The 13,776-nt window shown below is 71.6% G+C and carries 15 protein-coding genes and 1 pseudogene; 7 read left to right on the top strand and 9 right to left on the bottom strand.

Annotation, left to right across the window (positions count from 1 at the left end; genetic code table 11):
- Window positions 1-25: 25 nt before the first annotated feature.
- Window positions 26-946 (bottom strand): DNA adenine methylase, encoded by a 921-nt coding sequence (locus AMR74_RS14435; protein WP_053772754.1) that lies wholly within the window; start codon window positions 944-946, stop codon window positions 26-28.
- A 91-nt stretch (window positions 947-1,037) separates the two neighbouring features.
- Window positions 1,038-1,337 (bottom strand): hypothetical protein, encoded by a 300-nt coding sequence (locus tag AMR74_RS14440; protein WP_053772755.1) that lies wholly within the window; start codon window positions 1,335-1,337, stop codon window positions 1,038-1,040.
- A 339-nt stretch (window positions 1,338-1,676) separates the two neighbouring features.
- On the opposite strand from AMR74_RS14440, the gene AMR74_RS14445 reads away from it, so the two are divergent.
- Window positions 1,677-1,964 (top strand): hypothetical protein, encoded by a 288-nt coding sequence (locus AMR74_RS14445; RefSeq protein WP_053772756.1) that lies wholly within the window; start codon window positions 1,677-1,679, stop codon window positions 1,962-1,964.
- A 121-nt stretch (window positions 1,965-2,085) separates the two neighbouring features.
- On the opposite strand, the gene AMR74_RS14450 is transcribed toward AMR74_RS14445, so the two are convergent.
- Entirely contained in the window at window positions 2,086-3,141 is a 1,056-nt protein-coding gene (locus AMR74_RS14450) for an NAD(P)/FAD-dependent oxidoreductase (protein ID WP_053772757.1), read from the bottom strand.
- A 44-nt stretch (window positions 3,142-3,185) separates the two neighbouring features.
- Window positions 3,186-3,695 carry a universal stress protein gene (locus AMR74_RS14455; protein ID WP_053772758.1) on the bottom strand — a complete coding sequence of 170 codons (510 nt, stop codon included), beginning with the start codon at window positions 3,693-3,695 and terminating at the stop codon, window positions 3,186-3,188.
- Window positions 3,696-4,038: 343 nt separating this feature from the next.
- On the opposite strand from AMR74_RS14455, the gene AMR74_RS14460 reads away from it, so the two are divergent.
- Window positions 4,039-5,400, top strand: coding sequence for an OFA family MFS transporter (locus AMR74_RS14460; RefSeq protein WP_053772759.1), 1,362 nt, complete (start codon window positions 4,039-4,041; stop codon window positions 5,398-5,400).
- Window positions 5,401-5,451: 51 nt separating this feature from the next.
- Here the strand turns inward: AMR74_RS14460 and AMR74_RS14465 are convergent, their stop codons facing one another.
- Window positions 5,452-5,856, bottom strand: coding sequence for a hypothetical protein (locus AMR74_RS14465; RefSeq protein WP_053772760.1), 405 nt, complete (start codon window positions 5,854-5,856; stop codon window positions 5,452-5,454).
- Window positions 5,853-6,461, bottom strand: a complete 609-nt coding sequence (locus AMR74_RS14470) for a class I SAM-dependent methyltransferase (RefSeq protein WP_053772761.1) — start codon at window positions 6,459-6,461, stop codon at window positions 5,853-5,855. Before AMR74_RS14470 ends, AMR74_RS14465 begins: the two co-directional genes overlap by 4 nt.
- Window positions 6,462-6,576: 115 nt before the next feature.
- On the opposite strand from AMR74_RS14470, the pseudogene AMR74_RS18650 reads away from it, so the two are divergent.
- Both AMR74_RS18650 and AMR74_RS14475 read left to right on the top strand, forming a co-directional pair.
- A pseudogene (locus tag AMR74_RS18650) lies at window positions 6,577-6,654 on the top strand (pirin family protein); the annotation flags it as partial.
- 49 nt (window positions 6,655-6,703) lie between these two features.
- Window positions 6,704-7,228: a hypothetical protein gene (locus AMR74_RS14475; protein ID WP_053772762.1), complete on the top strand. Its 525-nt coding sequence runs from the start codon at window positions 6,704-6,706 to the stop codon at window positions 7,226-7,228.
- A 24-nt stretch (window positions 7,229-7,252) separates the two neighbouring features.
- Here AMR74_RS14475 and AMR74_RS14480 read toward each other — a convergent pair whose 3' ends face one another.
- Window positions 7,253-8,290 (bottom strand): succinylglutamate desuccinylase/aspartoacylase family protein, encoded by a 1,038-nt coding sequence (locus AMR74_RS14480; protein ID WP_053772763.1) that lies wholly within the window; start codon window positions 8,288-8,290, stop codon window positions 7,253-7,255.
- A 112-nt stretch (window positions 8,291-8,402) separates the two neighbouring features.
- On the opposite strand from AMR74_RS14480, the gene AMR74_RS14485 reads away from it, so the two are divergent.
- Together AMR74_RS14485 and AMR74_RS14490 are read left to right on the top strand one after the other, a co-directional pair.
- Entirely contained in the window at window positions 8,403-9,758 is a 1,356-nt protein-coding gene (locus tag AMR74_RS14485; RefSeq protein ID WP_053772764.1) for a putative ATP-dependent zinc protease, read from the top strand.
- A 78-nt stretch (window positions 9,759-9,836) separates the two neighbouring features.
- Complete coding sequence (locus AMR74_RS14490; RefSeq protein WP_053772765.1) at window positions 9,837-10,292, top strand: ribbon-helix-helix domain-containing protein; 456 nt, start codon at window positions 9,837-9,839, stop codon at window positions 10,290-10,292.
- A 55-nt stretch (window positions 10,293-10,347) separates the two neighbouring features.
- Here the strand turns inward: AMR74_RS14490 and AMR74_RS14495 are convergent, their stop codons facing one another.
- Window positions 10,348-10,944, bottom strand: coding sequence for a DNA-3-methyladenine glycosylase family protein (locus AMR74_RS14495; RefSeq protein ID WP_053772766.1), 597 nt, complete (start codon window positions 10,942-10,944; stop codon window positions 10,348-10,350).
- 140 nt (window positions 10,945-11,084) lie between these two features.
- On the opposite strand from AMR74_RS14495, the gene AMR74_RS14500 reads away from it, so the two are divergent.
- The gene (locus AMR74_RS14500; RefSeq protein WP_053772767.1) at window positions 11,085-13,067 is read left to right on the top strand and encodes a 3-hydroxyacyl-CoA dehydrogenase/enoyl-CoA hydratase family protein; all 1,983 of its coding nucleotides are present in this window, start codon (window positions 11,085-11,087) and stop codon (window positions 13,065-13,067) included.
- A gap of 43 nt (window positions 13,068-13,110) precedes the next feature.
- Here AMR74_RS14500 and AMR74_RS14505 read toward each other — a convergent pair whose 3' ends face one another.
- Window positions 13,111-13,737, bottom strand: a complete 627-nt coding sequence (locus AMR74_RS14505; protein ID WP_053772768.1) for a class I SAM-dependent methyltransferase — start codon at window positions 13,735-13,737, stop codon at window positions 13,111-13,113.
- Window positions 13,738-13,776 lie beyond the last annotated feature (39 nt).

Raw genomic sequence — 13,776 nt, forward strand, 5'->3', positions numbered from 1 at the left:
CGACTTCAGTCCCGCGAGCGGTCCCTCAGTACTGCGAGAGGTCCTTCTGTGCCGTTTCGCGTCGCTTCGCTGGCGGGACGTTCGTCGCGACGATCTCGTCGACCGCGTCCCGGTTGTCCGCGTCGCTGTTGATCGCGCGGGTCGCGCCCTCGCGGTCGACGCGGAACCCCGCCTCGGCGTACGCGTCGTACATCACGCCGCTGTTCGAGAGGACGACCCACACCCCGGCGTCGTCGAGCTCGCCGGCGACGTCGAGCAGGCGGCGCTGGTCCTCGCGGTCGAAGCCGTCGGCGCTGTACTCGTTGAAGTTCGCCGTCGCGCTCATCGGCTCGTAGGGGGGATCGAAGTAGACTAAGTCGCCGGGCTCGGCCGCGTCGAGGACGTACGCGAAGTCGCCGTTGCGGATCTCCGCGTCGGCGAGCAGGTCGCTCGCCCGGCGGATCCGGTCCCGCTGGACCCAGTCGGGGTCGGCGTACCGGCCGATCGGGACGTTGAACCCGCCGTCCGCGTTCTCGCGGTAGAGCCCGTTGTAGCAGGTGCGGTTGAGGTACAGGAGGAGGGCGGCCTCCTCCAAGGGGTCGAACGAGCCCTCGTAGGGGCGGCGGTTGAACCGCGCGCGCTGCTGGTAGTAGTAGGCGTCCACCTCCCGACCGCGGGCCGTCTCCTCGGCGTACGGGAGGGCCGGGTCGGGGTCGCTCTCGGGGTCGTCGAGCGACGCGAGCCGCGAGATCAGCTCGTCGGGGCGGTCGCGGACCTGCTCGTAGAAGTTCACCAGCCGCGGGTTCGCGTCGTTGACCGTCGCGCGGGCGGGTTCGAGGTCGAAGAAGACCGCGCCGCCGCCGACGAACGGCTCGTGGTACCGGCCGAACTCGGCCGGGAACCGGGCGTACAGCTCGTCGAGCAGCTGTCGCTTCCCGCCGGCCCACTTCAGGATCGGCTCGGCCATCGCTGTCGGGTGTCGCCCGCGCCCGGGGATAAACGTCCCGGGCCGCGTCCGCGGCGGCGTGATCCAGCACCCGATCGACCGCCCGCGGGGATCAGTCGTCGGAGGCCTCGATGCCCGGCATCGGGAGGTCGTCGACGTGGCTCGCGGCCTCCTCGAAGTTGGGACCGGGCTCGATGGTCCCGGCCTCGCGGTCCCACTCGATGTAGCCGGCCTCCTCTAAGGCCGGCAGGTGCGTCTCGCGGAGTTCGGCGGCGATCTCGTCGGCCCGCCCGCGAACGCGCAGATCCGCGACCGTCTCGACGGCGCCGTCCGCGAGGCCGGCGACCGCCCGCCTGCGCTCCGGCGCCGAGACGACGGCCGCTGTATCGGTGGTGGGAGTGTCGAGTGTCATTGTGTGGCTCCGTTCGTATCTACGGAAGCGGTCGTAACGAAATAAAAGCACCGCCGAACGCGCATCCCCGCACCGTCGACGCGCTCGACGGCGCGCGACGCGACGGCGGCGTCCGCGACCGGTCGCCCCGGCCGGCGACGGAGGAGAACCCGCGCCGAACGGCCGCTCGTTATCGACACGTTACAGAAATATGAGAAGTATACTAACGAGTAACATGGTACTGTTTACACCCCGTTAACAACCGTTTCAGATGTTCTGAATGCGTGTTGTGTGGTACCGTTTCTCAAAACTTATTTGGAAAGTGAAAGGTTTTAGTCGACCGAGCGTGTACGGTGAGATATGTACCAAGGCTCTATCACCTCGGCGGAGACGCACCGGCCGATCGGCGCCGACTCGCCGCCGGGCAGCCGCTCGCCGCTGGGGACGCTCGCGTTCCTCGCGCTCCTCGTCGCACCGTTCGTCGCGTTCGCGTACCCCGTCGCGACCGTCGCGCTGCTGACCGGCACCGTCGCGCTCGCCGTCGTCTCGCGGTCCGCCCTGCGGACCCTGCGCCGACGCAGCGGCCGCGTCCGGACGCTCACGCTCCCCGGCCTGGGGACCGTCGAGTACCGGATCACGACGAACTGACGCGAACGACCCGCGTCCGACGGAACCGCCGCTGAATCGCTTTTCGAAGAGACTCGCGCGCACAGCTGCGACGCCGAAAACAGTCGCAGAACCGCCGCGGATTGCCTTCTCGCCGATCTCCTCAGATCCCGTACGCGACGCGCTCGCCGACGTCGAGGCCGTTCGCGAGCGCGGCGTGGAGCCGCCCCTCGCCGGCGACCCAGTCGCCGAGCAGGTACAGTCCCGCGTCGCGCGCCGAGTCGACCGGGCCGCGGTCGACGCCGCCCTCGGGCAGCGCGTAGCGCCACCCCTGGTGATCGGTCCACGTCGGGTCGGCCAGCCGCTCGTCGCCGACGATGTCGGCGGTGTGCTCCGCGAGCGCGGCGACGTTCTCGGCCGGGTCCTCGTCGTAGCGCGCCGTCGACCAGGCGTCGTTCGCCTGGACGACGAGCAGCGTCTCGCCGTCCGGGACGTGGCCGGGCTTACACTCCTCGCGGGAGATCCAGCCGACGGCGTGCTCCTTGTCGGTGTTGACGAGCGCGTAGTAGGGCACGTCGAGTTCGAACGGGTACCGGAGGACCGCGGTCCAGACGCTGCCGTACTCGACCTCGCCGACCGCCTCGACGAGCGTCTCGCGGAGCGGGTCGTCCCACTCGGCGGTCGCGAGGAGGTCCCTCGTCTGCGGGGCCGGCGGGTTCAGCAGGAGGGCGTCGAACGGCCCGCGCGTCGCGCCGTCCGCGTCGACGAGCTCCCAGCGGCCGTCGCCGTCGGCCGCGCAGTCCAGGCGTCGGACCGTCTCGATCCGGGTCCGTCGGTGGACGGTCGCGTCGGTGCGGCCGAACAGGCGCTTCGCGATCTGCGTGAGCCCCCGCCGATAGCTCCACTTGTGGTCGTCGGCGTCCCGGCCCGGCGACACCGTCTCGTCCGCCTCGAAGGTGTACACCGGCTCCGTCACGTCGACGAGCCCCTCGTCGTCGAGCGTCTCCGTGATCAGCTCGACGACGCGGTCGTCGTCGCTCTTCAGGTAGTTCGCACCGTAGTCGTACGTGAACTCGTCGTGGCGCCGCGTGGCCGCGCGCCCGCAGAGCCCGCCGGACTTCTCGAAGACCGTCACGTCCGCGTCCGGGACCGCGCCGTCGATGACGAACGCCGCCGCGGCCGCCCCCGCGCCCGCGCCGACGATGCCTACGTGGGTCACACCGATCATAGGGGCCGCGACCACTTAACCGGTCGCCGCGCGGGTCAGTCGTCGTCCGGGCCGACGACCATGACCGGGACGTCGACGCCGCGCCGGACGCGGGCCGGGACCGGGTCAGGGTGGAGCAGGCGGTCGAGCCCGGTCCGGCGGGCGGCGCCGACCACCACGAGGTCCGCGTCGTGCGCGGCGGCGAAGTCGACCGCCTCCCTGTGCGGCGCGCCGTAGCGGAACCACTTCTCGACCTCGACGCCGGCCGCGGCGCCCCGGGCCGCGGCGGCCTCAACGAGCTCCTCGCCGGCCCGCTCGCGGCGCTCGACGACCATGTCCCAGCCCTCGGTCGTGTCGACGACGTACAGCGCGTCGACGGTCGCCCCGTGCGTCGCCGCGAGGTCGACGGCCGCCGAGGCCGCGGCCCGCCCCGCGGGGTCGTCGGTCGTGACGACCATCACGCGCTCGAAGCGCCCCGGCCCGGGAGACCGCGGGACGCGGTCGGCGTCGCGGGAGGCGCTCGCGGTTCCGTCGCGCGGGTCGGCGGCGTCGGTGTCGGTGGACATGGTGTGGGTTCGGGCGTCGGCCTGTGACGCCCCGTGTTCGAATACGGCTACGAGAGGCTCCATCTTAACAATTTTCGACAGGATAGACGATTATCATAATTTATCCGGGGCGCCGCGCGACGGATCGGGACCGCCGTCGGGCGGCGACCGACCGCCGGACGACCGCGGGCGATTCCGGACCGGCGAGCGGCTCGCGGGGACCGACCGCAACGACGAGTTTTAGTCGGCGAGCGCGGTGGGTGGAAACGAGACCTCCCCGAACCGGGGGACCGGTGCCGAGAGGCGAAACGACAGGGCACGCACGTCATGACACAGACCGACACCACGCGGACGACGGACGACGATGGGTGATGGCGAACCGACGGCGGAAGGCGCCGACGGGGAGGGAGAGGCGACGGCCGGCGGCGACGGGTCGACGGGCGGTGTCGACTACGCCGCGCGCGCCGCCGACACGCTCGGCTTCTCCCGCTGGTGGCAGATCGCGGCCGCGGCCGGGATGATGGCCGCGGTGAGCCCGTACCAGTACGTCTGGTCGTCCATCTCGCCGGCGCTCTCCGAGGGCCTCGACATCGCGCTCCCGGCGCTGGGCGCGGTGTTCTCCTTTTACGTCGTGTTCCAGTCGCTCTCGCAGTTCCCGGCGGGCAAGTGGCGGGACAGCCGGGGGCCGGGCGCGCTCACCTTCCTCGCGGCGGTGCTCGCCGGCGGCGGCTACATCGGCCTCGCGTACGCGACGAGCCTGTGGCAGCTGTACCTGCTGTACTCGCTGGGCGCGGTCGGCGTCGGCATCGTCTACACCGTCGCCGTCAACACCGCCGTCAAGTGGTTCCCCGACCGCACCGGGCTGACGACCGGGGTCGGGACGATGGCGTTCGCGGCCGGCAGCGCGCTCGTGGTCCCGTACGTGCGGGCGAACGCGACCGTGGCGGCGTACAGCGACGTGCTCCGCAACATCGGTATCGGGATCTTGGTCGTCACGCTCGTCGGCTCGCTCCTCCTCCGGGACCCCCCGACGGACTGGCTGGACCGCGACGGGGACGACGACGGCGACGGCGGGGCCGACGGCCTGGCCGCCTCGATCCGCGGCCGCAACTACTCGACGCGAGAGATGCTCTCGACCTGGCAGTTCTGGCTGCTGTACGCGATGTTCATCGCGATGGCGAGCGCCGACCTCCTCGTCATCGCGAACGTGGTCCGGTTCGCGGAGAACTTCGGGCTGGCGGCGCTCGTCGCGACGCTCTCCGCGACGCTGCTCCCCGTCGCCGCCGGCGTCTCGCGGCTGATCCTCGGCGAGGCGACCGACCGCTTCAGCCGCAAGCGCGTGATGGCGGGCTCGTTCCTCCTCGCCGGGCTCTTCCGGATCGGGCTGGTGGCGGCCGGCGAGGCGGGCAACGGCGCCGTCTTCGTCGCGTTCGTCCTCGGCGCGATGTTCTTCTCCTCGCCGCTGTACGTCTTCTTCCCGTCGATACTGGCCGACTACTACGGCTCGGCCAACTCATCCGGCAACTACGCCGTCCTGTACACCGCGAAGGTCGGCGGCGGGGTCTTCTCCGGGACGGTCGCCGGCTACCTCGTCGCGAACCTCGGCTGGAACCCGACGTTCCTCCTCGGCGGCGCGCTCGCGCTCGGCGCCGGAGCGGCGGTGTTCGTCCTCCGACCGCCCAGCGGCTCCGGGCTGGAGTCGACCGCCCCGTCGACGGCGGACTGACGAGCGGCGCGGGGGCGACCGCCGTCAGGCGTCTACCGCGCCCGCCCGCTCCTACCGCGTCGCCCGACGGACCGCGAACGACCAGAGTCCGACCGCGACGCCGCCGGCGGTCAGCACCGCGTTGACGCCGCCCGGTTCGAGCCCGAACGGCGTGAACGCGGGGGCGATCGACGCGTGAAGCAGGAAGCCGACCGCGCCCGCGGCGGCGACGCGTCGGGGGCGCCACGCCCGCGAGTCGGCGGTGTCCCCCGCCGGACCGAGGACGCGGTCGCCGGAGGCGACGACGACGTGGCCGAGGCCGAACACGGCGCCGAGCGCGGCGGAGCCGGCGAGGTCGACGGCGACGCTCGTCTCGAAGAGGCGGTACCAGAGGACGTGCGCCAGCCGCGCGGCCGCGCCGAGCGTCAGGGCGAGCGCGAGGTCGAAGCCCCCGGCCGCGACGCGGCGGGGCGTCACGGGAGCGTCCCCACCAGGGCGTAGAACGGGTCCTCGCCCGGGCGCTCGGCGATCCGGTCGGCGACCGCGAACCCGCCCGCGTCGAGGTACCGCTCGACGAGGTCGGCGCGCTCGGCCATCGAGGCGGCGCGCCACGCGCGGACGGCCTTCGTCGGGAACATGCGGTTCGAGAAGCTCACGACGACCGTCCCGCCGGGCGCGAGGACGCGCGCGAACTCCGCGAACACCTGGCCGGGGTACTGGAGGTACTGGACCGACAGCGCGCAGCAGACGGCGTCGGAGGACCCGTCGGCGAACGGGAGCGACGGGTCGGCGTTGAGGTCGCTGACGACGAACTCGTCGAGGCGGTCGTTGGCGGCCAGTTCGGCCTCGTTGAGCCCGTGGCCGACGACGCGCTCGTAGTCGGTCTCGGGCAGGTGCGACACCCAACTGCTCATCGCGTCGAGGACGCGGTCGCCGGGCTCGGTGACGGAGGCGTACAGCGCGGTGAGCCGGGCGAGGAACGCGTCGTCCGCGTGGGTGACGAACCGCGGATCGTCGTAGAACGTCCCGTCCGGCCGGTCGTCGCGCTTGCGGCGCTCAAGGTCCGAGAGGACGGTCGTCACGGTATCGAAACGAGGTGCGCGGGACACAAGAGCGCGTCGCCCCCACCGGACCGCTTTTTAACCGCGTAATTTTACAAGTCGGTAATGGACTCCACCACCGCCGCCGACCGCGGGCGACGAGGGCGCGACGGTCGTGGCGTTCCTGGTGGACCCCGACGCGCCCGTGGCGCGGCAGGGGACGATCGGTCGGTAGCGCGGCGGCGACCCCGAACGCTCAACTCCCGGCCCGCCGAACGCGGCGTATGCGCACCCCGCTCGCGGCCGCCGGGCTCGCCGCGCTCGGCGTCCTCCTGATGGCGAATCCCCTCTACCTCCCCGTCGCCGTCGGCGAGCCGAGCCCCGCCTACACGCACACCGTCCAGCCGGTGACCGAGGGGTCCGTCGCGGGCTTCGAGTCGCCGGCCGCGAGCGGGGGGAACGGGTCGGACGCGTCGGACGCGGTCGTCGCGTACGCCGACCTCCCGCCCGACGCCCGAGAGGCCTTCGACCGCGCTCGCGACTCGCCCGAGGGGGGCTTCGGCGTCGAGGACCCCGCCGAGCGCGTCGACTCGCTGTCGTACCCGACGGAGCCGGCGCTCGGGGACGGGATCCTGATCGTCGAGCGCGACGGCGAGCGGTACGAGTTCTGGACGCGGACCGTCGAGCGCGAGCCGGGCGCCGTCGTCGCGCAGCGCGTCCTCCTCCAGCCGGCGGCGTTCCTGATCGGCTTCCTGGCGCTCGTCGCCGGCGCGGCGGTCGGACTCCGTGGACGGCTCGGTGGTGAGTGACGGGAGGCGCGCCGCCGCGACCCCTCACTCCGAGGGCGTCGGCTGGCCGACGGGGCTGGGCGCGTCGCCGGCCTCGATCGCCCGGCGGGTCGACGCGCCGATCTCGACGAGGTGACACAGGGGGTTGCCGGGGTAGACGACCGGGTTCTCCAGGAGGCCGATCAGGAGACCGGTGAAGGGGGCCTCGACCCCGACGGCGTCCTCCTTGAACGGGTTGGTGATCGTCGCGATGCGCTCGCCCTCGCGGACGAGCGACCCGCTCTCGAAGTGGGTGTCGACGATGCCGCCGGAGTCGGCGCGGAGCCACGTCTTCTCGCCCGCGCCGGCGACGATGGTGCGCCAGCCGGGCCAGCGCACCGCGTCGGTCTCCAAGAGCCCGTACTCCGCGAACACGGAGCGGACCCCGTCGAGCGCGTCGTCGATGAGCGGGCGCTGGAACCGGTGCGCCTCCCCCATCTCGACCGTGATCGTGGGGATGTCGTCGTCGGTCGCCTCGCCGCGGAGGGTGCCGCTCGGCCCGTCGCTGTCGATGACGACCTTCGAGCCGAACGCCATCGCGAGACGGTAGACGGCCTCGTCGGTCATGTCCGCGCGGACGTGGAGCATGTTCGTCCGGCCGCGGGTGGAGGTGTGGAAGTCGAGTCCGAAGTCGCACGGCGCGATGAAGTTCTCGTAGATCTGGTGGGCCATGCGCTTCGAACTGGTCGACCCGGGCTTCCCCGGGAACGACCGGTTCAGGTCCCGGTCGTAGACGGGGAGGTACCGCTGCTGCGCGAGGAACCCGGGGACGTTGAGCACGGGCAGGCAGACGAGGGTGCCGGCCAGCTCGGAGAGGTCCCACTCGTGGGCGACCTCGCGGACGACCTCGATCCCGTTCAGCTCGTCGCCGTGGGCCGCGGCGGTGAGGAACGCGGTCGGCCCGTCGCGCTCGCCGTTGACGATGGTGACGGGGATCCGCACCGGGTCGCCGAGGTACGTCTCGCTGATGCCGTAGCGGATGTTCTGCGTGTCGCCGGGCGGCACCGCCCCGCCGTTGTACGTGAACGCCCGGTCGTCGCTCATGCCTGAGCGGAGCGGGGGGCGGGCTATATATATGGCGACCCGTCACTCCCCGGGCGGCCCGTCGGCCGAGTCGATCGGTCGAACTTTTACGCACGCCCGCGCAGGAGTCGCTATGAGTTCGGACCCGGTTCGGGTGGGAGTCCTGTCGCTGCACAACAGCAAGGAGACGAAGGCGATCTGTAACGCGGTCGAGGACCTCGGCCACGAGCCGGTGTGGCTCCGCGAGGAGAACGCCGCGGTCAGCGTCGAGGACGGCGACGTCTCCGTCGAGCCCGCGGTCGACGTGATCGCGAACCGCCTCCTCCTGTCGAACACCGACCAGCCCGCGGAGCTGCTGGGGCTGGCGGCGACGTTCGAGCGCATCCGCCCGATGCTGAACGAGCCGAACGCGGTGCTGGCGTCGATCCATAAGTTCGCCACGGCCGCGACGCTCGCCGACTGGAACATCCGCGTACCCGACGCGCTGCTGGCGCTGTCGAACGACCGCCTCAACGAGGGCCGCGAACGGTTCGGCGACGTGGGCGTGTACAAGACCGCGATCGGCACCCACGGCGGCGGGACGTGGAAGGTGGACCTCACGGAGCGGGTGAACCCGAAGGTCGGCAACCGGCAGGCGTTCCTCCAGAAGCTCATCGACCGCGACGACGAGAAGCACCGCGACCTGCGCGTGTACGTGGTCGGCGACGAGATCGTCGGGTCGATGTACCGCTACGCGCCCGAGGGCGACTGGCGCACCAACGTCGCGCTCGGCGGCGCGGTCGAGGACGCCACCGACGACATGCCCGAGGAGGCCGCCGACACCGCCCTCTACGCCGCCGAGGTGATGGGGCTCGACTACGCCGGGGTCGACCTCGTGGAGGGGTACGACGGCTGGTACGTCCTCGAAGTGAACCCCACCGCCGGGTTCAAGGGCCTCTTCGAGGCGACCGGGACGAGCCCGGCCCCGTACATCGCGAAGCACGCGATCGAGACGGTCGGCGGCGAGGTGGACGAGGCGGCGGTCGAGCGCGTCGCCGCGACGCTCGACGACTCGCGGCCCTCCTGCGCGCCCGCCCCGAAGCCGAGCACGACCGAGCAGCCCGACATCGGCTACATCGAGGAGGTCGTCGTCACCGGCACCTCCGGCTCGACGCAGGCGCTCGCGAAGTCCGACACGGGCGCGACTCGGACGAGCATCGACACCCAGCTGGCCGCCGAGATCGGCGCCGGCCCGATCAAGAGCATGACCCGCGTCAAGTCGGGCAGCGTGAAGGGCGGCAAGGCCCGCCCGGTCGTCGACCTCGTCATCGGGATCGGCGGGAACCAGCACACCGTCACCGCGAGCGTCGAGGACCGCGGCCACATGGAGTACCCGCTGCTGCTCGGCCGCGACATCCTCACCGACTACCGGGTCGACGTGCGCCGGCGCGCCGACACCGACGAGGCCGAGCGCGGCGAGGCGGGCGAGATACTCGAAGAAGAGGAGTAGACCGTCCAGACGGCGCCGGTTCGGGCGTCGGGCCCGTCTGGCGAAGGTATAAGACCGGGGGTGTCAATGTGACGGCATATGGTGAAGAGCACGGTTCGATTCCCCGAGCCGGTCGTCGAGGAGATCGAGTCGCTCGTCGACGAGGGGCAGTTCGAGAGCAAGTCCGAGTTCTATCGGTTCTCCGCCGACTACGTGCTCTCGCGGACGCTCGACGAGTACGATCCGTCGACGATCGACTACGACGCGATCGAGGCGGAGGTGATCCCCGAGACGGAGCGGAAGCTCGGCGGCGACGACGGCGAGACTGGGGAGCCGCCGTTCTTCGACTCGGTGGCGTTCGTCCGGAAGCTCGCGCTCCGCGGACGGTTCAGCGACGCCGAGGACTTCATCGACCACCAGTACGTCCCGGGCGACCGGCACGCCGTCCTCCTCGAAGAGCTGCTCCGGCTGTACCGCGAGGACGCCGCCGGCGACGAGCCGGCGGCGGTCGAGGGCGAGGGGCGGCGCCCGCGACAGGGCAGCGAGACCAACTGAGCCGCACGTCTACGACCGACTCCCCGCGCTCGACCGCCGCCGGCTCGTCGCCGACTCACGACTCGTACTCGGCCCAGACGTACCGCGTGCCGTAGCTCCGGTAGGGGCGCCACGCCTCGCCGATCTCGCGCATCTCCGCGCGCGACAGCTCCTCGCCGTCGTTGTAGATCCGTTCGATTCCCTTCCGCACTGCGAGGTCGCCGAGCGGCAGCACGTCCTCGCGACCGAGCGCGAAGATCAGGTACATCCGCGCCGTCCACTCGCCCACCCCGCGGATCTCCGTGAGCCGGTCGACGACGGCCGCGTCGCTCAGGTCCGCCAGCCCCTCCCGGGTGAGGTCGCGCTCGCCGTCGCGGAACGCGTCGGCGGCGTTCCGCAGGTACTCGACCTTCGTGGCGCTGAGCCCGGCCTCGCGCAGCGCCGCCTCGTCGGCCGCGAGGACGCGGTCGGGCGTCGGGTCGCCGCCGAGGGCGTCCACGAACCGCTCGCGGATGGCCGCCGCGGAGGCGGTCGAGAGCTGCTGGTTCACGATCGAGGCACAGAGCCGCGCGAACTCGTCGCCCGCGGGCGCGACGTCGAGGGGGCCGTGACGGTCGATCAGCGCGGCCATCGTCGGGTCCTCGCGCAGGGTGGCCGCGACTCGGTCGTCCATGTCGGAACCCGGGGACGCACGCGGGAGTACGATTCGGTTCGGACCGCCGCGGCGGGGGCGGCCCGCCCGAATAAACTTACTTCGAGTTTGGCGTTTGGAAGATGGAAACGTTCAACCATGACGGTTCCGACCGTTCGAGTATGCAACTCGAAGACGTCCAGCGCGTGGCAGTGCTCGGCGCCGGGAACATGGGACACGGCATCGCGGAAGTGGCCGCCCTCGCCGGCTACGACGTGTCGCTCCGGGACATCAACGACGAGCTCGTCCAGAAGGGGTACGACCAGATCGAGTGGTCGCTCGGCAAGCTCGCCGAGAAGGACCGGATCGGCGACGACGAGGCCGACGCGGCGCTCGACCGCGTCGACGCCTTCGTCGACCTCGGAGACGCGCTCGACGGCGCCGACGTGGTCGTCGAGGTCGTCCCCGAGAAGATGGCGATCAAGAAGGACGTGTACGACGAGGTCGTCGAGCACGCCCCCGAAGAGGCCGTCTTCGTCACCAACACCTCCAGTCTCTCCATCACCGAACTGTCCGAGGTCACCGACCGGCCCGAGCGCTTCTGCGGCATGCACTTCTTCAACCCGCCGGTGCGGATGGACCTCGTCGAGGTCATCTCCGGGAAGCACACGAGCGACGACACCCTGGAACTGATCGAGGGGCTCGCGGAGTCGATGGGGAAGACCCCCGTCCGCGTCCGGAAGGACAGTCCCGGCTTCATCGTCAACCGCATCCTCGTCCCGCTGATGAACGAGGCGGCGTGGATCGTCGAGTCCGGCGACGCGACGATGGAGGCCGTCGACTCCACGACGAAGTTCGACATGGGCCTCCCGATGGGCTCGTTCGAGCTGGCCGACCAGGTCGGCATCGACGTGGGCTACCACGTGTTGGAGTACATGCACGAGGTCCTCGGCGACGCCTACCGCCCGTGCCCGCTGCTCGGCGAGAAGGTCGAGGCGGAGGACCTCGGCAAGAAGACCGGCAAGGGGTTCTACGACTACGAGGACGGCGACGGCGCCCAGATCCCGACCGACGCGGTCGACGCCGACGTCCGCCGCCGCCTGCTCGCGGTGATGGCCAACGAGACGGCCGGCCTCATCGGCGACGACGTGGCCGACGCCGACGACATCGACGAGGCGGTGAAGCTGGGCGCCGGCTTCCCTGACGGCCCGGCCAAGCTCGCGGACGAGGAGGGGCTCGCCGCCCTCGTGGAGACGCTCGACGCGCTCGCGGAGGAGACCGGCGAGGCGCGCTACGAGGCGACCGACTACCTGCGCGAGGCGGCCGAGGAGGGCGGGTTCCGCGGCGACGGCGACGCCGACGCGGACGACGGCCCCGACTACGAGGTGCTGAACGTCGAGGTCGACGCCGAGAGCCGGGTCGGGCACGTCGAGATCGACCGCCCGCACCGGATGAACACGATCAGCGGCGAGGTCCTCGACGAGCTCGCCGACGCGGTCGACCGGCTGGACGACGACGACGAGGTCCGAGCGATCCTGCTCTCGGGCGCGGGCGACCGCGCCTTCTCCGCGGGCGCCGACGTCCAGAGCATGGCCGCCGGCGGCGCGGACCCGATCCACGCGGTCGAGCTCTCCCGACAGGGCCAGCAGACGTTCGGCAAGCTGGAGTCGTCCGACAAGCCCGTGATCGCCGCCATCGACGGCTACTGCCTCGGCGGCGGGATGGAGCTCGCGACCGCCGCGGACATGCGGATCGCCTCCGAGCGCTCCGAGCTGGGCCAGCCCGAGCTCGACCTCGGCCTGCTGCCGGGGTGGGGCGGCACGCAGCGGCTCGCGCGGATCGTCGGCGAGGGGCGCGCGAAGGAGATCATCCTCACCGCCGACCGCTACGACGCCGAGACGATGGCCGAGTACGACTTCGTCAACGAGGTCGTCCCGGACGACGAGCTCGACGAGCGCGCGCGGGAGCTGGCCGAGCAGCTGGCCGGCGGCCCGCCGATCGCCCAGAAGTACACGAAGCGCGCGATCCACGCCGGTCGCACCGACAACGAGGCCGGCCTCGAAGTGGAGGCGATGGGCTTCGGCCACGTGATGAACACGGACGACCTCATGGAGGGCATCACGGCGTTCATGGGCGACGGCGAGCCGGAGTTCGAAGGGAAGTAACGACGGACCCGGCCGCGGTGCGGGTCTCCCACCGGACTGCGGTCTAGCCCTCCAACCGCGCCGTGAAGAACGTCCAGCGCGCGTCGTCGCCCTCCGCGAGCGAGTCTCCCGCCCTCGACTCCCGTTCGACGACGAAGCCGGCGGTCCGGAGGTGTCGCCGGGTCGCTTCCGCCCCCGCGATGTCCCACTGCATCTCGACGCCGGTGTCTAGCCAGTCCGCGTTCTCGCCGTGCCACGGTTCCGGTCCCTCGGAACAGAGGAGTCGCCCGCCGTCGACGAGGACGCGCGCGAACTCGTCGACCACGGCCTGATGCTGTTCGGCCGGAACGTGGATCAGCGAGTGGTACGCCGTCACCGCGTCGAAGGCGCCGTCGCCGAAGGGCAGCCGAACCATGTCGCCCTGCGCGAGCGCCGCGTCCGGGACGCGGTCCGCGGCCAGCTCCAGCTGCCGGCGGGAGACGTCGAGTCCGGTCGCGGTCGCCGACGCGCTCAGATCGCTGAGGACGGGGGTACCCTGTCCGCACCCGGCGTCGAGAACGCGCGCCGACGCGGGGAGCGCGCCGAGGAAGTCGGCCAACACCTCGCGTCCGCGGCCGGTCTCGTTGCGGTCCGCTGCGTACGCCTCGGCGAGCCGGTCGTACCCGCGGCGTACCGTCTCCTTGTCCACCATGGATCCGAGACGTGAGGGCGGCCGGTTCAATACTTCGCT

This window comes from Halorubrum tropicale, from assembly GCF_001280455.1.
GTDB lineage: Archaea > Halobacteriota > Halobacteria > Halobacteriales > Haloferacaceae > Halorubrum > Halorubrum tropicale.